At 32.7% G+C, this 17698-nt stretch carries 12 protein-coding genes; 6 read left to right on the forward strand and 6 right to left on the reverse strand.

Annotation, left to right across the window (positions count from 1 at the left end):
- Positions 1 to 113 precede the first annotated feature (113 nt).
- Both NNL09_RS02800 and era read right to left on the reverse strand, forming a co-directional pair.
- Complete coding sequence (locus NNL09_RS02800) at positions 114 to 2120, reverse strand: collagen-binding domain-containing protein (RefSeq protein WP_196909051.1); 2007 nt, start codon at positions 2118 to 2120, stop codon at positions 114 to 116.
- Positions 2121 to 2508: 388 nt separating this feature from the next.
- Positions 2509 to 3390 (reverse strand): GTPase Era, encoded by an 882-nt coding sequence (gene era, locus NNL09_RS02805; protein ID WP_025667378.1) that lies wholly within the window; start codon positions 3388 to 3390, stop codon positions 2509 to 2511.
- A 223-nt stretch (positions 3391 to 3613) separates the two neighbouring features.
- Between era and NNL09_RS02810 the strand changes: the two genes are divergently transcribed.
- On the forward strand, positions 3614 to 5635 hold the full coding sequence (locus NNL09_RS02810) for an OmpA family protein (protein WP_231389139.1): 2022 nt from the start codon (positions 3614 to 3616) through the stop codon (positions 5633 to 5635).
- Between the two features lie 44 nt (positions 5636 to 5679).
- On the opposite strand, the gene NNL09_RS02815 is transcribed toward NNL09_RS02810, so the two are convergent.
- The 3 genes from NNL09_RS02815 to NNL09_RS02825 form a co-directional block, all read right to left on the reverse strand.
- A complete protein-coding gene (locus NNL09_RS02815; RefSeq protein ID WP_196909052.1) occupies positions 5680 to 7023 on the reverse strand; it encodes a sodium:alanine symporter family protein in 1344 nt (447 codons plus the stop codon).
- A 75-nt stretch (positions 7024 to 7098) separates the two neighbouring features.
- A complete protein-coding gene (locus NNL09_RS02820) occupies positions 7099 to 7566 on the reverse strand; it encodes an RNA methyltransferase (RefSeq protein ID WP_196909053.1) in 468 nt (155 codons plus the stop codon).
- Positions 7567 to 7645: 79 nt separating this feature from the next.
- Positions 7646 to 8488 carry an N-acetylmuramidase family protein gene (locus tag NNL09_RS02825; protein WP_196909054.1) on the reverse strand — a complete coding sequence of 281 codons (843 nt, stop codon included), beginning with the start codon at positions 8486 to 8488 and terminating at the stop codon, positions 7646 to 7648.
- Between the two features lie 569 nt (positions 8489 to 9057).
- Between NNL09_RS02825 and NNL09_RS02830 the strand changes: the two genes are divergently transcribed.
- The 3 genes from NNL09_RS02830 (at position 9058) to NNL09_RS02840 (ending at position 13618) form a co-directional block, all read left to right on the forward strand.
- A complete protein-coding gene (locus NNL09_RS02830) occupies positions 9058 to 9633 on the forward strand; it encodes a hypothetical protein (protein ID WP_025667383.1) in 576 nt (191 codons plus the stop codon).
- A gap of 168 nt (positions 9634 to 9801) precedes the next feature.
- Positions 9802 to 12861, forward strand: coding sequence for a histidine kinase (locus NNL09_RS02835; protein ID WP_196909055.1), 3060 nt, complete (start codon positions 9802 to 9804; stop codon positions 12859 to 12861).
- 7 nt (positions 12862 to 12868) lie between these two features.
- Positions 12869 to 13618 (forward strand): LytTR family DNA-binding domain-containing protein, encoded by a 750-nt coding sequence (locus NNL09_RS02840; protein WP_025667385.1) that lies wholly within the window; start codon positions 12869 to 12871, stop codon positions 13616 to 13618.
- A 39-nt stretch (positions 13619 to 13657) separates the two neighbouring features.
- On the opposite strand, the gene NNL09_RS02845 is transcribed toward NNL09_RS02840, so the two are convergent.
- The gene (locus tag NNL09_RS02845; protein ID WP_025667386.1) at positions 13658 to 14899 is read right to left on the reverse strand and encodes an NAD(P)/FAD-dependent oxidoreductase; all 1242 of its coding nucleotides are present in this window, start codon (positions 14897 to 14899) and stop codon (positions 13658 to 13660) included.
- Positions 14900 to 15010: 111 nt separating this feature from the next.
- Between NNL09_RS02845 and hutH the strand changes: the two genes are divergently transcribed.
- On the forward strand, positions 15011 to 16546 hold the full coding sequence (gene hutH, locus NNL09_RS02850; RefSeq protein WP_196909056.1) for a histidine ammonia-lyase: 1536 nt from the start codon (positions 15011 to 15013) through the stop codon (positions 16544 to 16546).
- Positions 16546 to 17673, forward strand: coding sequence for a WG repeat-containing protein (locus NNL09_RS02855; protein ID WP_196909057.1), 1128 nt, complete (start codon positions 16546 to 16548; stop codon positions 17671 to 17673). Before hutH ends, NNL09_RS02855 begins: the two co-directional genes overlap by 1 nt.
- Positions 17674 to 17698: the final 25 nt, after the last annotated feature.

Consider the following 17698-nt stretch of genomic DNA (forward strand, 5'->3'; position numbering starts at 1 on the left):
TAATAAATGAGCTACACAAATATCATTAATAATAAATTTTTAAAATATCGGTAAACATTAAAGCCTGTTGAAAAGCATATCAACAGGCTTTAAACAAATATGTATTAAAAAAACTAATCTATAACTATTCTTTTCACCGCCATAACTCCATAGTTTCCTACTATTTTAAGCATATAGATCCCTGAAGATAATTTTACAAACCGATCAAGGTCTATATCAATTGCATTATCTCCTTTAAATATTTTTCTAACAATTTCTGATTCCACCATATATCCTGAAACATTATATAATGAAATCTTGATCTCTTGTGTGTCTTCAGATTTTATATTCAAAAATAAATTATCCGTTGACTTTAAAAATGTTGGGTACACATTTATCATTTTACTTTTTGGAATAAAACCTCCTTCGCACGAATAAGCAATAAGTTCTACATCATCCTTACCAACACATCCATCTATAATAACCTCTAGTGCATAACTAGTAGGCTGTATCGGATGTACCGTAATAGATCTGGATGTTTCTCCTGTTGACCACAGATAAGTATCTGCCTCAATTGGAGAGGTAAGAGTAACCGATTCTCCTAAACATACCATTTGATCTTCTCCTAGATCAATTGTAATACCAGAAGAAACAGAAACAAGTACTTTGTCTGTTATTTCTTTACATGTATCGCAACCATTTACTATTACTTTATAGTTCGTATTTTTTTCTGGAGAAACAATAATGTTTTTTGTAGTTTCTCCTGTTGACCATAAATACGTCAAACCTGAAGTAGCACAATCTCCTTTTACTTCTGCAACAAGATTAATTTCCTGCCCTGCGCAAATTTCTTGATCTTCTCCGACAGTAACAAATAATGATTTTCTTGCTCTTACTTCAACTGCATCTGAATCTTCACAATTTTCGCAATCTTTTACAATTACAGTATATATCCCTTCTTTATTAACGACAATTGAAGAAGTAGTTTCTCCAGTAGACCATAAATAGGCAATATCACATGTAGATTCACCAGAAACTAAAGCGTTAAGTGTTATATTTTCATTATCACAAATTTCGACATCATCACCTACATCAACCCTTAATTTACAATCTGTATCAGGATTATCTATACAAGGCTCAAAAACATGATGATGTAATTCACCTTCGTTATGATAATAGTTTGCTGCTATAACTTGTCCATTAATATTACCTGAAGAGTTTTTAACTACATTTGATTCTGGAGCGAATAAGGTCCCTACAAGTGTACCTCCTCCAATAAGAGTTATTTTTGAAGAGTTAAAGAAATTCCAAAGAATAAACTTCCCATGATGATCTCCTATATTATTTATGTTAAACACATTCCACTCAAAATCTCCTGATACATCTACATTAATAATAACTGGTGTATCAACATTTGGTTCATTCTCAAATGTTAAATAAGGTAAATTAATAAGCTCACTCCCTTTAAGATTTAAAACATTTATTTTGTTTTGAACTAGTACAATTTTGTTATACTGGTCTATGGTTAAATTAGCATCAAGAGTACTTAGGTGAAGAGATGTGGATTTGAATCCAGCAAAAGCTGTTTCAAAATCAATTAAACCCTTATGTCCTACGCTATTCTCTGGTTGTTTCCTTTGTACTTGAACTCTAGGCAACCCATCATACCTCCCCGAAGTTAATCTAGTATTCACAGAAGCATTATTAAAATCTTTATCAAAAACATTAGAATTGCTAAGATTACCTACTTTCACAAATCCCTGATTAAGATGAATTCCCTGGCCAGAATCATATATAATTTTCCCATTAATAACCAATGAAGAAGCCTGACTATCTCCATTAAAATAATTCTCTCCAGCTACATGAGACGCAAGAGTAATGATTCCGTTCATTGTCAAATCTCCTCCGACAGCAACAGGACCTTCTGTATCCCCACCTCCAAGATGAGCTTCTCCTCTTACAAATACATTATAACCTAAAGCTTCTTTTAATGGGTTTTTACATTCTTGGAGTGCAACTATTTTTTCATTATTTAATCGGGTAAAACTGGTCAAAACTAAGAAAACAGAAAGTGACGCAAGGTTTAATAGATTAAATGGTTTTGTAGCTTTAGCTACATTTTTTTTGTTAATACTAAACATTGTAATAATTTTTGAGTTTGATTATTGCTCTTATAAAACCCTAGTAATGACCCCTATAAGAACAGGTTAGGTTTACAACTAAAATAAAAGTGAAAAAAAACATTTGTAAAAACTGTTAATCAGCTAAATACCTTATGTCTTTATTTTGCTTGACGAAATACGTGGAAAGTGTAGTTTTATTCATTATTTAAGGGCGTTTTTGGTTAAGTTTTTGATTTCAAGAATGTTGAATATATTAATTTCAATCACTATCGAAACTTACCAAGAACGACAAATAATAAATATTATTATTTAGAATATGGAATTACTCAAAACTTAATCAAAAAAACACAAATCAATTGTATAAATATCTATTAAGAAATTTGTAAGATTATGCTTAAAAACGAAATCAATTATTATATCCAAATCGTTTTAATTGACGTTCATTACTACGCCAATTTTTATTAATTTTTACATACAGTTCTATATGTATCTTTTTTCCGAAAAACTTTTCCAGTTCTTTACGTGCTTCTGTACCTACTCTTTTTAGAGCAGATCCTTTATGACCTATAATGATTCCTTTTTGAGAATCACGTTCTACCATAATCACCGAACGAATTCTAATAATAGTATCGTCCTCTACAAACTCCTCTGTCTCTACCTCTACAGAATAAGGAATTTCTTTTTTATAATGCACTAATATTTTTTCGCGAATGGCTTCATTTACAAAAAAGCGCTCTGGTTTATCTGTTAACTGATCTTTTGGATAAAAAGGTGGTGAATCTGGTAACAATTCGACTATTCTACCAAAAACTTCTTTTACATTAAAATTTTCTAAAGCAGATACAGGGTATATTTCTGCATTAGGTACTTTTTGACTCCAAAACTGAACCTGTTCTTCTAATTTTTCCTGATTGGATTGGTCTATTTTATTTATAAGTAGAAGAATAGGGATTTTCGCATTTGTTATTTTATTAAAAAAAGCCTCATCTTTCAGGTCTTTTTCACCAATCTCTACCATATATATCAATACATCTGCATCTTCAAAAGCAGATTTAACAAAATCCATCATAGATTCCTGAAGCTCATAAGCAGGTTTTATAATCCCGGGAGTATCTGACAGAATCGCCTGAAAATCATCACCGTTTACAATTCCCAAAATACGATGTCTTGTGGTTTGTGCTTTAGAAGTAATAATAGATAACTTCTCACCTATAAAGGCATTCATTAATGTAGATTTACCTACATTAGGGTTACCTATAATATTTACAAAGCCAGCTTTATGAGCCATATAATTGATTTTAATGCAAAGGTAGATGAATATTAAGCAAGAAAACAACAGATCATAGAATTATTACATACATCCCTGTTTTATTAACATTTTCCTACAAAAAGAAGTTATTAAAATAAAGAAGTTGAATTGAATTTTTAATTGAATTTTTCTTAAATTTAGTTCCAGTATGTTTTCAAATACCCCGTGAAAACAAGTTTTTAACATTAAATTCTGGGATCGTTTGAAAAATCACACCTTATTTTTTACTTCAATCTTTATAAGAAGAAATCTCATTTCTTTCTGCATACTCATTTTCATAACATCATCGCAGCTTTTTTCTCAAGATCAGGATAAACGTATAACTAAAGCAGATCAAAGTTTTACGGCATTTGCATATATAGATGCCAGAGCAATCTACATGGATGTGGCTCAACGCGGATATTCTTCTCAAAATCTATACTCTAAACTAGGAGATTCGTTCTATTTCACAGGAGATCTTGAAGATTCTGTGGGGTGGTATGAAAAGCTTATTCAAACCTATCCAGAGGATCTAAATCCCGAATATTTATTTAGATATGCACAAAGCTTAAAAAGTGTTGAACGCTATAAGGAAGCCGATAAGATTATGGATCAATTCTATGCTATTACAGGAAATGACAAACGAGCCAAGTCTTTTATAGAAAAAAGAAATTACTTAGATTTTATCGAAATGCAATCGGGTAAATATGACATATTTCCTTTGAGTATTAATTCAAAAAACTCTGAATACGCGCCTAGTTTCAATAACAAAAATCAAATTGTCTTTGCTTCATCAAGAAGTAAAAACATTAATGACTCAAAACTTCATAAATGGAATAAAATGCCTTTTTTAGATATCTTTTCTTCAAATATCAAAGAAGATCAGATTACTCTAGAAGATCCTATTAAACTTAAAGGGAAAATAAATACAAAATTCCATGAGTCATCTACCAGTTTTAGTAAGGACGGAGAAACTGTATATTTTTCAAGAAACAACTACACCAACAACAAATTAGGAACCAGTAAAAAGGGGGTTGTACTCCTAAAATTATATAAAGCCACTCTAAAAGACGGAATATGGACTGATATCGTAGAATTACCTTTTTCTAGTGATGATTATTCTGTATCTCATCCTTCATTAAGTGCTGATGGAACTAAACTCTATTTTGCCAGTGATATGCCGGGTACTTTCGGACAGTCTGATTTGTTTGTGGTAGATGTACTAGGAGATGGAAAATATGGCGAACCAAAAAACTTAGGAAACAAAATAAACACAGAAGGCAGAGAGACTTTTCCTTATATAAGTGATAGCGGAAGGTTATACTTTTCTAGTGATGGTCATGTAGGTCTAGGCGGATTAGATATTTTTGTTTCTGTACCTAATGAATCTGGTTTTTCTGATGCTTTTAATATTGGCAAACCTGTAAATAGCTCTAAAGACGACTTTACCTTTGTATTAAATGAAGATACCAAAATAGGGTATTTTGCCAGTAACAGAAAAGGAGGTAAAGGTAATGATGACATCTACAGTTTTAAGCAAGTCGAAGAATTGATCACTTCTTGTATGCAATATATAGAAGGCACAATTACAGATAGCGCAACTGGCGAGCCACTTATAAGAACAGACATTATAGTGTTGGATAAAGATGGAAACACATTGCATCAAGCTGTTTCTGATTTAAAAGGGAAATACAAAATCAAAGTTCCTTGTGATGAATCGTATGTGATACAAGCAACACTAAATGAATATATCCCAAAAGAGGCTACACTAGAAACTACAGATGTTTTTGAATTTATTCATGATATTCCTTTTGCATTAGAAAAAACAGGAGCGCAAAAAGTATTATCTACTACAATAGAGGTTACTGTTGGTGATGATCTAGGAAAGATTTTACAACTAGAACCTATTTATTTTGGACTGGATGATTATGAAATTAGCCCAAAAGCCGAAGTCGAGCTTCAAAAAATAATTTCGGCGATGAACAAGTATCCCAAATTAAAAATTGAAGTTCGCTCACATACCGATAGCAGATCCAGTCATTGGTACAACAAAAAGTTAAGTGTAAAAAGAATGAGAGCCACAATAAGATATATCGTACGAAAAGGCAATATCGATTGGCGGCGCATACCTGGCAAAGCATATGGAGAAAGAAGATTGATTAATAAATGTGCTGATGGAGTTGATTGCACAGAAGAAGAGCATCAGGAAAACAGAAGAAGTGAGTTTATTATTATGAAAATATAATACTGTAAAAATCTGGCTTAATAAAACACATAATAAAGAACAGTTTAGACCTTATATTTTTCAAAATAGATTTTAGCTCTGGCATTTACTCTTGGAGCCAGTAATAATCCAGAAATCACCGTAGGGATTGCCATTATAGCAAAAGCACTATCAATAAGATTAATCGCAAACTCTATTTTTACTACTGCAGCAATTATAATCGACACTATGTATAAATAATTATAATATTTACCATACTTCGGCTTGGTTAAAAAGCCTAAACATGTAGTACCATAATGAGAATATGAAAACAGTGTCGAAAGCCCAAACACCAAAACCATAATAACCACTACAATATCCCCCAATCCATATGGGAGAACAGAGTTAAAAGCCTCTAAAGTAAGAGATATACCATTATCATTAGAGCTTTGCCATACTCCTGTAGAAAGTATTGCCAAAGCAGTTAGTGTGCATACCAGCAATGTATCTATTGCCGGGCCAATCATTGCCACTAGTCCCTCTCTAATTGGCTCATTTGTTTTTGCAGTACCATGCATCATAGGAGCGGTTCCTATACCTGCCTCGTTAGAAAATGCAGCTCTTTTTACTCCTGTTTTAATCAAATACCCTAAAGCTCCTCCTGCAGCCGCTTTTCCAGAAAATGCATCAGAAAAAATTAGCATAAACATATCTGGTATTTTTTCTATTTGTAATACCAAAATAGTAATCACAGTAATAAAATATAGCACTACCATAAAAGGAACCAATCTACTGGCCACAATACCAATTCTTTTTATTCCTCCCATAATGACCAGCGAAGCAAAACCTGCTAAGACAATCCCGATATACCATTTATAATCATCATCCCAATCTAAAACATCTACTAATGTTTGAGTTAACTGATTTGCAGTAAACGCAGGTAGTGTACCAACCAATCCTGCCAAGGCAAAAAGTATAGCCAAGGGCTTCCATTGACCCCCAAGACCTTTGGCGATTACATACATAGGACCACTAAGTAAAGCTCCTTTATCATCTTTTGATCGATACATTACCGCTAGTGAGCAGGTATAAAACTTGGTTGCCATACCGATTAAAGCACTGATCCACATCCAGAACACAGCTCCTGGACCACCCGCGACAATTGCTACTGCAACCCCGCTTATATTACCCATACCTACTGTAGCTGCAATTGCAGAAGATAATGCCTGAAAATGACTAAGCTGGCCAGGCGCATGCTCATTATCATATTTACCTCGCAACACATCGATCGCATGTTTGAAATAGAAAAAAGGTGTAAATCTAGAATAGATCAGAAAAAACATTCCTCCACCAATAAGCAATACCAATAAAGGCCAGTCCCATACCCAGGAGCTAAAACCAGCAATAAAATCTTCTACTATTTTAAACATAAACAATAAGGATAGTGGTTATAAATGTAGTGACAAAAATTAGATATGATGCCTTCAATGTAAAAATTACAGAATCTACGCTCTTATAAATCTAGGTTTATCAATGCCACGATCATACATAATAATACTTCCTGCTACAGCCACATTAATACTTAATTCGGATTTAAATTTGACTAAAAACTGTGATTTTTCGATAGCTATTTTGGATAATCCATGATCCTCGGCTCCTAGTAAATACACACAACGTTTTGGGTGGCTAAAAGCCTCTAGAGATTGGGCGTTATCTGTTAGCTCTACCCCTACCAACATTGCTCCTTTAGGCAGGTGTCGGTAAAAATCCTCAAAAGTATCGTAATGAAAATACGGCATGGCTTTTACCGCATTATGAGTATCACTAGCTTGTTTTGCATATCGATTACCTATTGTAAAAATAAAACTAGCTCCCATATTCTGTGCAGAACGCCATAATACACCAAGGTTCTCTGGTGTTTTACCATTTTGAATACCGATCCCAAAAAATTCATTCTCGAAATTATCAATCATAGGACAAAAATAGAAAAACTGAGATATAGTTCTGGGAACACAACTTAAAAACAAATTTAATTCTATTATACAATCCCCATTAACTAGTACCATATTTTATGTAAGCATTTTTTAGTTTAGTATCGTATTTATTCTTCTTATAACCAGATCCATTATATCCTTCGGCAAATCTTGCCCAGTTCTTTTCTATTATCCAATCTAGTAATTTTTTACCCTTAAAAGATGTAGCTTCTATAAATTTACCAAAAGCTTTAAGATGTTCTCTTTCATGATCATACATCTCTGAAACAAAATGGTCTACAGAAGAAAAACCTAAATTCGCATAATGAAATCCCATAATCTGAAAAGCCCCCCATGATGCAGAACTATAGGCCGCTTCATGGAAAGCTGGCTCATCAGACATCCCAGCAGCTTTTTCTAAACGATCATACTCTCCAGCTCCTCCTTTATAGTGTACTTTTGTCCATTTCTTATATAATACATTTTTGGTATATTCTGAAACATATTGAGATGGGGTTACTCCTCGTTTCTCTAATTCTTTCCAAAAAATATGGCCTTCAAACAAAATTCTAGGTCTACCAGATACCAAAAAGCCTTTTCCATTACTTTCTATTTCATTAACCGCTTTCACCATTGCTAATTCTAACCCAAACTGATCTGCAAAATCTTCGATATCTTGTTCAGATAAGAGTTTATCATTAAACGCAATAAAGTCATTTTTTACTTCAATAAGTTTAGACCAGGTTTTAAGCCCAACAATACCATCTATCACAAGGTTATGCTTGGCTTGAAAATCTCTGACAGCTGTATCTGTATCTTTTCCAAAAAAATTAGACACATATACTTGATATCCCAGTGTGGTTAGAATTTCTTCCAAAAAATGAACATCCTGTCCGTTCGAACGATACCGTATTGTTTTCATTTGTTTATATTTTATAGATTTTCTGTATTGAATCAACTTCTATTAAAACAGAAGGTAAGTATCAAAATAGTCTATAACTAAACGCAAAATTCTCTAAATATGTTTAGCAAAAACTGAATATCTGGAATATTGATTTTTATTTTCTCTAGCTATTAATAGATAGACATGCACATCTTTGTATAACCATAAGAGATGTCTACATCTAAATTTTGTAAGGGTAATTCTTATGAAGATACAAAAAACAGAGCCCTAAAGCCAATTTTAGCTTCACCATTTCATCACATTATCAAACACTTACATCTAATTTTACAGTAAATGATGTAGATCAAAAGCAACAAAAATTTTATAGAACCTGAAAAGATAAATTCATTAAACAATTAACCTACAGGTTACTAAAACACCTTTGTCTCTTATCTTATAAAGTATTAGAATATAAAATCACTAAGGGATGGTTTTATTTTACAAAAAACGAATTCTAGTTGAATCATTACGAATACTAAAAGTACATCCTCAAGAATAAGATAAGGAAGTACTTTTATACAAAATAGCCAACCTCAAAATAAGCTGTTATGAAAAATGTTGCCATAATCATTATTCTATTTCAAAGTTTTCAAGGTATCCACGCACAAAAAGTTTTTGCCGATACTCAAGAGTTTTTGGTAACTACCGAAATTATGGACCGTGGAGAAAAACACCCCTCATATGTTATTAATCTGGTTCGTTCGGGAGAAGAAAATTTAGATATAATATCTACTCTTACGATTGAAGACACAGAACTTTTTGAGGATATCTTTATAACTGCCTTAGAGAACCCTGGACTAGAAGGGGTCTCTAAGGTAATTAAGATGGAGGTCGAGTATCTAGCATGTTGTGCTCATGTAGAAGCATATTACTATATGCTTAAAGAAGATAATACAATTGTAGCATTGCCTGAACTTAAAAATGTGTATTGTGAAAATTCTGATAATGATTTTCAATACATATTTCCAAATCAGGAATACGGCATAAAAGATAACATATTACAAACACAAACATTTTACCAAACAACAACAACTAATACTAAATATGTAAACCTAAAACAAAGTTTTACCTGGAAAGATGGCATTGTTGGAGATTCAAAAACAACTGCTATCACTGGGTACTAATTATTAATCCTAACAGTAATCTCAATCTAATAAACAAAAAGGGGGAAACTTTTGTTTATTATACCGACCCGCCTTAACCGGTGGTGTCGGTTTTTTTTACATTTAAATCGATTATATCTCAGAAAAAAGCAGTTTGATTATATTTGTTACCAACCAGACAAATCTCTTGTGAACTTAAACTATAAATACATCTATCTTGTTTCTTTCCTGGTATTGAATATTATCGGCTCACTATCAGCACAAAACAATCAACTTAGAGCATATACTCTAGAAGATGGGCTACCTCAATCACAAGTCTATGATATTGTACAAGATAAAATAGGATACTTATGGTTAGGTACTCAAGGAGGAGGGCTCTCTAGGTTTAATGGCGAAGAGTTTAAAACCTGGAATGAAAATGATGGATTACAGTCAAACTACATTCATTCTCTTGCCTTTGTAAATGACAGTCTTTTTATCGGTACAAAAAATGGGCTTAGTATCAAGGTCAAGAATAAATTCACCAATATTGAAGGACCTCGAATTAACAAAATATGCCTAATAGGTAACAAGACCTATCTGGCCACCAATATTGGCATTTATGAATATCGAAAAAACCTGGGGTTAATTAAGATTAATCTTAATCCAAAAATCAATACCAGTATTATTAATGATATTGTTTTCGATGGTAAGCTATTCTGGGTTGCTACCAATAAAGGGCTTTGGAAACTAAATCACATTAAACAAGGTGCAAAAATTATAGAAAGACATAGCGCATATGATTTTACAGCGGCAATCTTTCATAATAACAAAGTATTTGCTGCTGCTTTTAATCAAGGGATTTTAGTACTAAACACCAATGCAAAAACATATGGTAACCAATGGATTCAAAAACCAGTTCGAGTAACAGATATTTCAATACATAGCAATAATGAGCTATGGTTTGCTACAGATAATGACGGAATTACCATACTTGATTTTAAAACGCATACCCTAAAAAAGAAAATTAATCGAAAAAACGGCTTGTCTGTTTCGTACACCCGAAAAAGTATTTTAGACCTTCAATCTAATATATGGATTGCTACATCTGGCGGAGGGTTTTATAAATATTTTCAGAATAATTTTACACACTATGACCAAAATACAGGACTAAAAGGTAATCGTGTATATGCTGTTCATAATGCAAAAAATGGTATATGGACATCCAATTCTGAAGCTGGAATGGTAAAAATCGATTCTACCGGGATTCATCATATACCTCAGGAAGAACGTTTATCTGATGTAAAAATCAAAACTATAACCAGTGATAACTCTGGAAACATATGGGCTGGTACAGAAGGTAAGGGAATTCTTTTTAAAGAGATTATGCAAGTTGATAGTATTGTTGTAGATACTATCAATAGCAAAGAATTAGATGAAGATCCAATTATAACTACTGACACGATTGCCATTACAGTTAGTAAAAATCACATTATTGACAGAGACAAAGGTTTATTATCAGATTGGATAAGAACTATACAAGTAATAGATAATACTGTTTGGGTTGCCTCGTATTCTGCCGGGATCTCCAGATTTATATACGACCCAAAAAAGAAACGTATAAGATCTTTAAAGAAATTTACCCAAAAAAGTGGTATTGAAGATTTGCAAATAAGAGACATGAAAAAAGATTCTCTTGGCAAAATCTGGTATGCTACTCAAAATGGGCATCTGGGGTATATTGAAAGAAATAAAGTTACGCACTTAGGCAATGTTTTAAATCAAAAGACGGCAATTAGCACATTACTTTTTCACAAAAACATATTATACCTCGGGACAGCAGGAAGAGGGATTTGGTGGTCTGATCTTGATCAGAAGATCACATTTAAAAAATTAAAAGGAAGAAAAAAACCCTATTCAGACAATATTTATCAAATGATATTTGATGACAAAAACAATCTATGGGCAGGGAGTGAACGAGGAGTTGATAGAATTGAGCTAAATCAATCAAATGATATTGTAGATGTTTTTCATTTTGGAAGAAATGATGGTTTCTTAGGGATTGAAACCTGTCTTAATGCTGTTACCAAAGATGATCATGGTAATCTATGGTTTGGAGCAATATACGGGCTAACCAAATATCAACCAACAGAAACTACTAAAGCTACAATCAAGCCTAGTATACATTTTGAAGATGTAGAAGTTGCGTATCGCAGTGTTGATTCTATACAGTTGGGAGCCTGGGTAAACAATAAACGTGTTCTTAAACTAAAACCAAATCAAACAGAATTATCATTTAGCTATAAAACTATTGATCTTGATCATCCTAATGATGTAGAATATCGATGGAGGTTAAACAATTCTGAATGGAGTCCCTGGTCATCAGATCACAAACAAAATCTTGCCGGATTAGCATATGGGCCACATTACTTTTCTGCACAATCCCGAAATTACAGATGGGAAGAAAGTGATCCTATTATGTTTCGTTTTTTTATTGATAGTCCTATCTATGAAAAAGCCTGGTTTCAATTAACTGTATTAGTAATAATCGTATTGATTTTAGGTGGATATGCATTATCTTACATCCGAAGAGTGAAACAAAAAAACCGGGAAGAACGTAACCGTCTACAAATGCAAAATCACTTACTATCATTAGAACAAAAAGCATTGCGTTTACAAATGAATCCTCATTTCATATTTAATGCGTTAAACGGTATAAAAGCGATGGGAACCAACAATCCCAATCGCATGAATACTACTATAAATACGTTTGCTACTTTATTAAGAGAAACTCTATACAACTCTAGAAAAGATCATATAACCCTAGATCAGGAAATACAGACCTTAAAACATTATATCGAAATAGAACAATTAATGGCCAGTAAACCATTTGTATATGATATTTCTATAGATTCTGATTTTGACCCCGAAGAAATTCTTATTCCGCCTATGTTAATCCAACCCTTTGTAGAAAATGCGGTTAGACATGGTATTTTAAAAGGAAGCAGAGATGGTGAGTTAAAAGTATTATTTCATACTAGCGAAGAACATTTACATTGCACTATATTAGATAATGGGCAAGGTATTTTCCAATCACAAAAGAACAAAACCAATACAGATCATCAATCTATGGCACTTACAGTGACCCGAGAACGACTTGAATCAATTTCAGGGAAGGATTCCTTACACATAAAAGAAATCCTCTTAAACGGCAATTCTGTGGCAGGAACAGAGATTACATTTAAAATACCATTACAAACCGACTATTAAAACAATTATGCTTACAGCAATTATCGTAGAAGACATGCCCGATGCACTTCAGCTTTTAAAAAGCGACTTAAAAGCGAATCATCCAGAAATAAAAGTAGTTGATACTGCCCAAAGTGTAGTTGAGGCAGCAAAATCATTACGCAATACACAACCTGATATTCTCTTTTTAGATATTATGCTCGGCGATGGTACTGGATTTGATATATTAGAAATATTCCCTGACCTAAAATCAAAGATCATTTTTGTTACAGCCAGTGATGAATTTGCTATCAGAGCTTTTAAATTTGCAGCTATTGATTATGTCTTAAAACCATATTCTAATGAAGAATTAGCTCAAGCTATTGCTCGGGCAAAAGAACAGATTCAACCCAACAAAGAACGTCTTAACATCCTAAAAGACACATTATCTGCACCAGAGCAAAAACCAGACAAAATCTCGCTACACACTCTCGACAAAATTATCATCGTAAATTTGGATGATATTATTCGTTGCGAATCTGATAGTAATAATACCATTTTCTACCTTCAGGATGGACAGAAAATTTTTGTAACCAAGACATTAAAATACTTTTCTGACATGCTTAAGAACTATCAATTTTTGCGAGTACACCAAAGTCACCTTGTTAATTTACAATGTATTAGCGCCTTTATTAAAACTGACGGAGGGTATCTTATGCTAAAAAACGGAGAAAACATCCCCGTTTCGGTACGAAAAAAAATAGAAGTAATGGAAATTCTAGATCGTTTGCATAGATAAATACTTACAGAGATCTCAAAAATTATTACCTCTACTCGACTATGCTTCTTTTTCGGTTTCCATATCTATCATATGGGCAACCGTTTTAATCAATCTGTTATGTTTGGTAACAAAAGGGTTTGTTTTATCCCATACGTAACCTGCTAAAACTGCACATATTTGTCTCTTGATTTCTGGGTTCTCTGGTTGATGGAAAAACAACTTTTGAAGATTTCCGGTGTACCATTCTTTTACATAGGACGCAAAAACATTAACGCCTCCTTTAATATATCCTGTATATTCCTCTTCCCAATCTACAGCTTCATCTTGCAATTCTTTAGCAACAAGTTTTGCTGCTAACAATGCAGATTCTGTAGCAAATGTAACTCCAGAAGAAAACACGGGATCTAAAAACTCTGCGCTATTTCCTGTTAACACATATCCTTTGCCGTACAATTGTTTTACAGATTTTGAATAATTTTTAATTGATATAGGATCAAACATAAAATCAACATTCTTAAAACGCTCATAGAAATAATCCGAACGCTGTAACATTTGTGTTAATTTCTCTGTAGCATTACCTTCGAATGAATCCAGAAATTCTGTTGGCCCTACATATCCTATACTAGTAACTCCATTAGAAAAAGGAATCACCCATAACCAGGTTTCTGTATCAATCACATCAAATGTAATAAGTGTCCCTTCGCCCCCTTCAGGTCTATTAATATCCTTAACATGTGTAAAAATTGAAGAGTGTTTTGGTAATTCAGATGGCTGTTCTAAATCTAAAAGTCTAGGTAGTACTCTTCCATAACCACTAGAATCTATAACATATTTTGCAGTAATAACACGATGTTTCCCTTCTTTATCTTTTATAGTCGTTTTTGAAATTTTCCCTTCAAAATCTACAGCAACCACTTCTTCTTCAAAACAGATATCTACTCCTCTATTAATAAGTTCTTTTGCCAGAGCCGAATCAAAATCTGCACGAGGTACTTGCCATGTCCAATCCCAACCTTCTGTATGCTTTTTACTAAAATCAAAATTACAAACCTTCTCTCCTTTAATAAATCGTGCTCCTGATTTCACTTCAAACTCACATGCTTTTAGGCAATCTAATAGTCCTACTTCTTCAAAATGATCCATACATCTTGGCAAAAGACTTTCTCCGATTACAAATCTTGGAAAAAGGCTCTTTTCAACAACTTTCACATTATAACCATTATTATGTAAATAAGAAGCTGCAACACATCCCGAAGGTCCCGCCCCTACTACTAAAACATCAATATTTTCATCATTCATAGCACTATTGTACTTATTAATTCCTTAATTATTATAAATTTGCAAACCAAAATAACTGTTTTATTTTTGGTTATTAAAATATTATTCATTAAAATTTTGAGCAAAATATAGATGCTAACACTAAAAGGGAAGATAGAAATACAGGACTTTTTCAACATTATATTTAAAGAAGAATCGATTGCAATAGACGAAAGTGTTCTAGCAACTGTAGAAGAAAGTTTTAATTTTTTAAAAGAATTTTCTGAAAATAAAATCATTTACGGTGTAAATACTGGTTTTGGGCCAATGGCACAATACAAAATAAACGACAAAGAAAGAAATCAACTACAATATAACTTAATAAGAAGTCATGCTTCGGGGACAGGAAATCCGATTCCTCCCATGTACGTAAAAGCAGCAATGTTAGCACGATTAAATACGCTTTGTCTAGGGTATTCTGGTGTGCATAAATCTGTTGTAGATGTTATGACATCTTTGATCAATAAAAATATTACTCCTCTTATTTATGAACATGGTGGTGTTGGTGCTAGTGGAGATTTGGTTCAATTAGCACATTTGGCCTTAACTCTTATTGGAGAGGGAGAAGTGTTTCATGAAGGAGAACAAAAAAACACAAAAGAAGTTTTTGAACAAGAAAATATCAACCCCATTACAATTGCTTTACGAGAAGGACTTGGCTTAATGAATGGTACATCTGTGATGACTGGGGTGGGATTAGTAAATACTATTTACACAAGAAGGCTATTAAACTGGATGATTACAGCTTCATGTGCAATTAATGAAATTGTAAAAGCATATGATGATCATTTATCACAAGAATTAAATCATGCAAAAAAGCATATAGGACAGCAACAAATTGCTAAACAAATGCGAGAGCATTTAGAAAGTAGTTCTTTAATTAGGAAAAGAGAAGAGTATCTATATACCGATCAAACTGAAGTAACTGTTTTTAAAGAGAAGGTTCAGGAATACTATTCATTACGTTGTGTTCCTCAAATATTAGGCCCAGTTTTAGATACTTTAAACAATATTGAAAAGATCCTAATAGAAGAAGTTAACTCTGCTAATGACAATCCTATTATCGATGTTAAAGAAAAACACGTATATCATGGAGGTAATTTTCATGGGGATTATGTTTCTTTAGAAATGGATAAGTTAAAAATTGTAGTTACAAAATTATCGATGTTGGCAGAACGTCAATTAAATTATTTGTTAAACTCTAAATTAAATGACATACTTCCTCCTTTTGTAAACCTTGCCAAACTAGGCTTAAACTTTGGAATGCAAGGAGTACAATTTACAGCAACATCTACTACAGCAGAAAACCAAATGCTATCAAACCCGATGTATGTGCATAGTATCCCCAATAACAATGACAATCAAGATATTGTAAGTATGGGAACAAATGCTGCTTTGATCACAAAAAAGGTTATAGAAAATGCTTTTGAAGTTGTTGCGATAGAACTAATAACTGTTGTTCAGGCAATAGAATATTTAGGCGTAAAAGATCAAGTTTCTACGAATACAAAAAAGATGTATGATGCCATACGAAATATAGTTCCTATATTTACAGAAGATGTTGTTATGTACCCCTATGTGAATCAAGTAAAAGATTTTATTATTAATAATGAAAACATAGAAGTGTGATGAAAACTAAACATTTTTTAATTTTTGTAATTTCTCTTTGTTCGTTACTAGGATCTGCTCAAGAACTAGCATTAGCAAAATTTGAAGGTAAATTTGGTTATCTTACAAAATCAGGTGACTGGCAAATACCCGCAACATTAGATGTTGCAAAAAACTTTTCTGAAGATCTAGCTGCTGCGAGAAAAGGTAAACTATGGGGATTTATAAACAGAAAAGGAGAATGGGTTATTGAACCTAATTTCGATAAAGTTAAAGCTTTTAGTTCTGGTATAGCTGTCGTTTTAAAAAATAAAGAATGGTTTTACATCAACACCAAAGGAGAGAAAGTCCTTACCAATATTGATTCTGACAAAATTTATGATTTTAAAGACGGTTTTGCTATCGTAAGAAAAGAAGATAAAGTAGGTTTTATCAATACCAAAGGAGAAACTACAGTAGCTCCAAAATTTTCGAAAGTATTCAATTTTAGAAATGGATATGCAAAAGTAAGAGAGGGTGAAAAATGGGGATTAATTGATCCTTCTGGTAATTACTTTGTAAAAACAACCTATGATGGTATAAGTAATGTCTACCATAATACAATTGTAGCTACTCAAGGCCTTCGTCATGGATTGATTATTAACGGAGAATTTAAAGAAGTATCAGGAGCTCAAAAAATATGGGATTTCTCTGTAAATGCAGAATATACTTATGCCAAAAAAAATGACAAAATAGGATTTATCAACAAAAATGGAGAATGGGTAGTTGAGCCTGCATATGATAAAGTAAGAGCTTTTAATAATGGATTAGCACCTGTGTTTAAAGATGGTAAATGGGGATATATTAACATTAGTGGCGAAACTGTAATTCCTTTTAAATTTAGAGATGCAGAAATATTTAGTGCCGATGGACTAGCACCTGTTAAAACTAAAAAACTTTGGGGGTTTGTAAATACTAAAGGAGAACTCGTTATAGAAGAAAAATATGAAATTACTGCTGGTGGTTTTTCTATTTTCAAAAAAAATGCACAAAAAGGTTTTGTAAATGGCTTAGCAAGAGTTAAACAAAAAAAATCTTGGTGTTATCTAAACACTAAAGGAGAAATACTTAAAAACTTGTGGTTTGAAAATTTAGAATTATTTAATTAATACTTATTAATCTTTATCTAAAATC

This window comes from Aquimarina sp. EL_43 (genome assembly GCF_943422735.1).
GTDB classification, from domain to species: domain Bacteria; phylum Bacteroidota; class Bacteroidia; order Flavobacteriales; family Flavobacteriaceae; genus Aquimarina; species Aquimarina megaterium.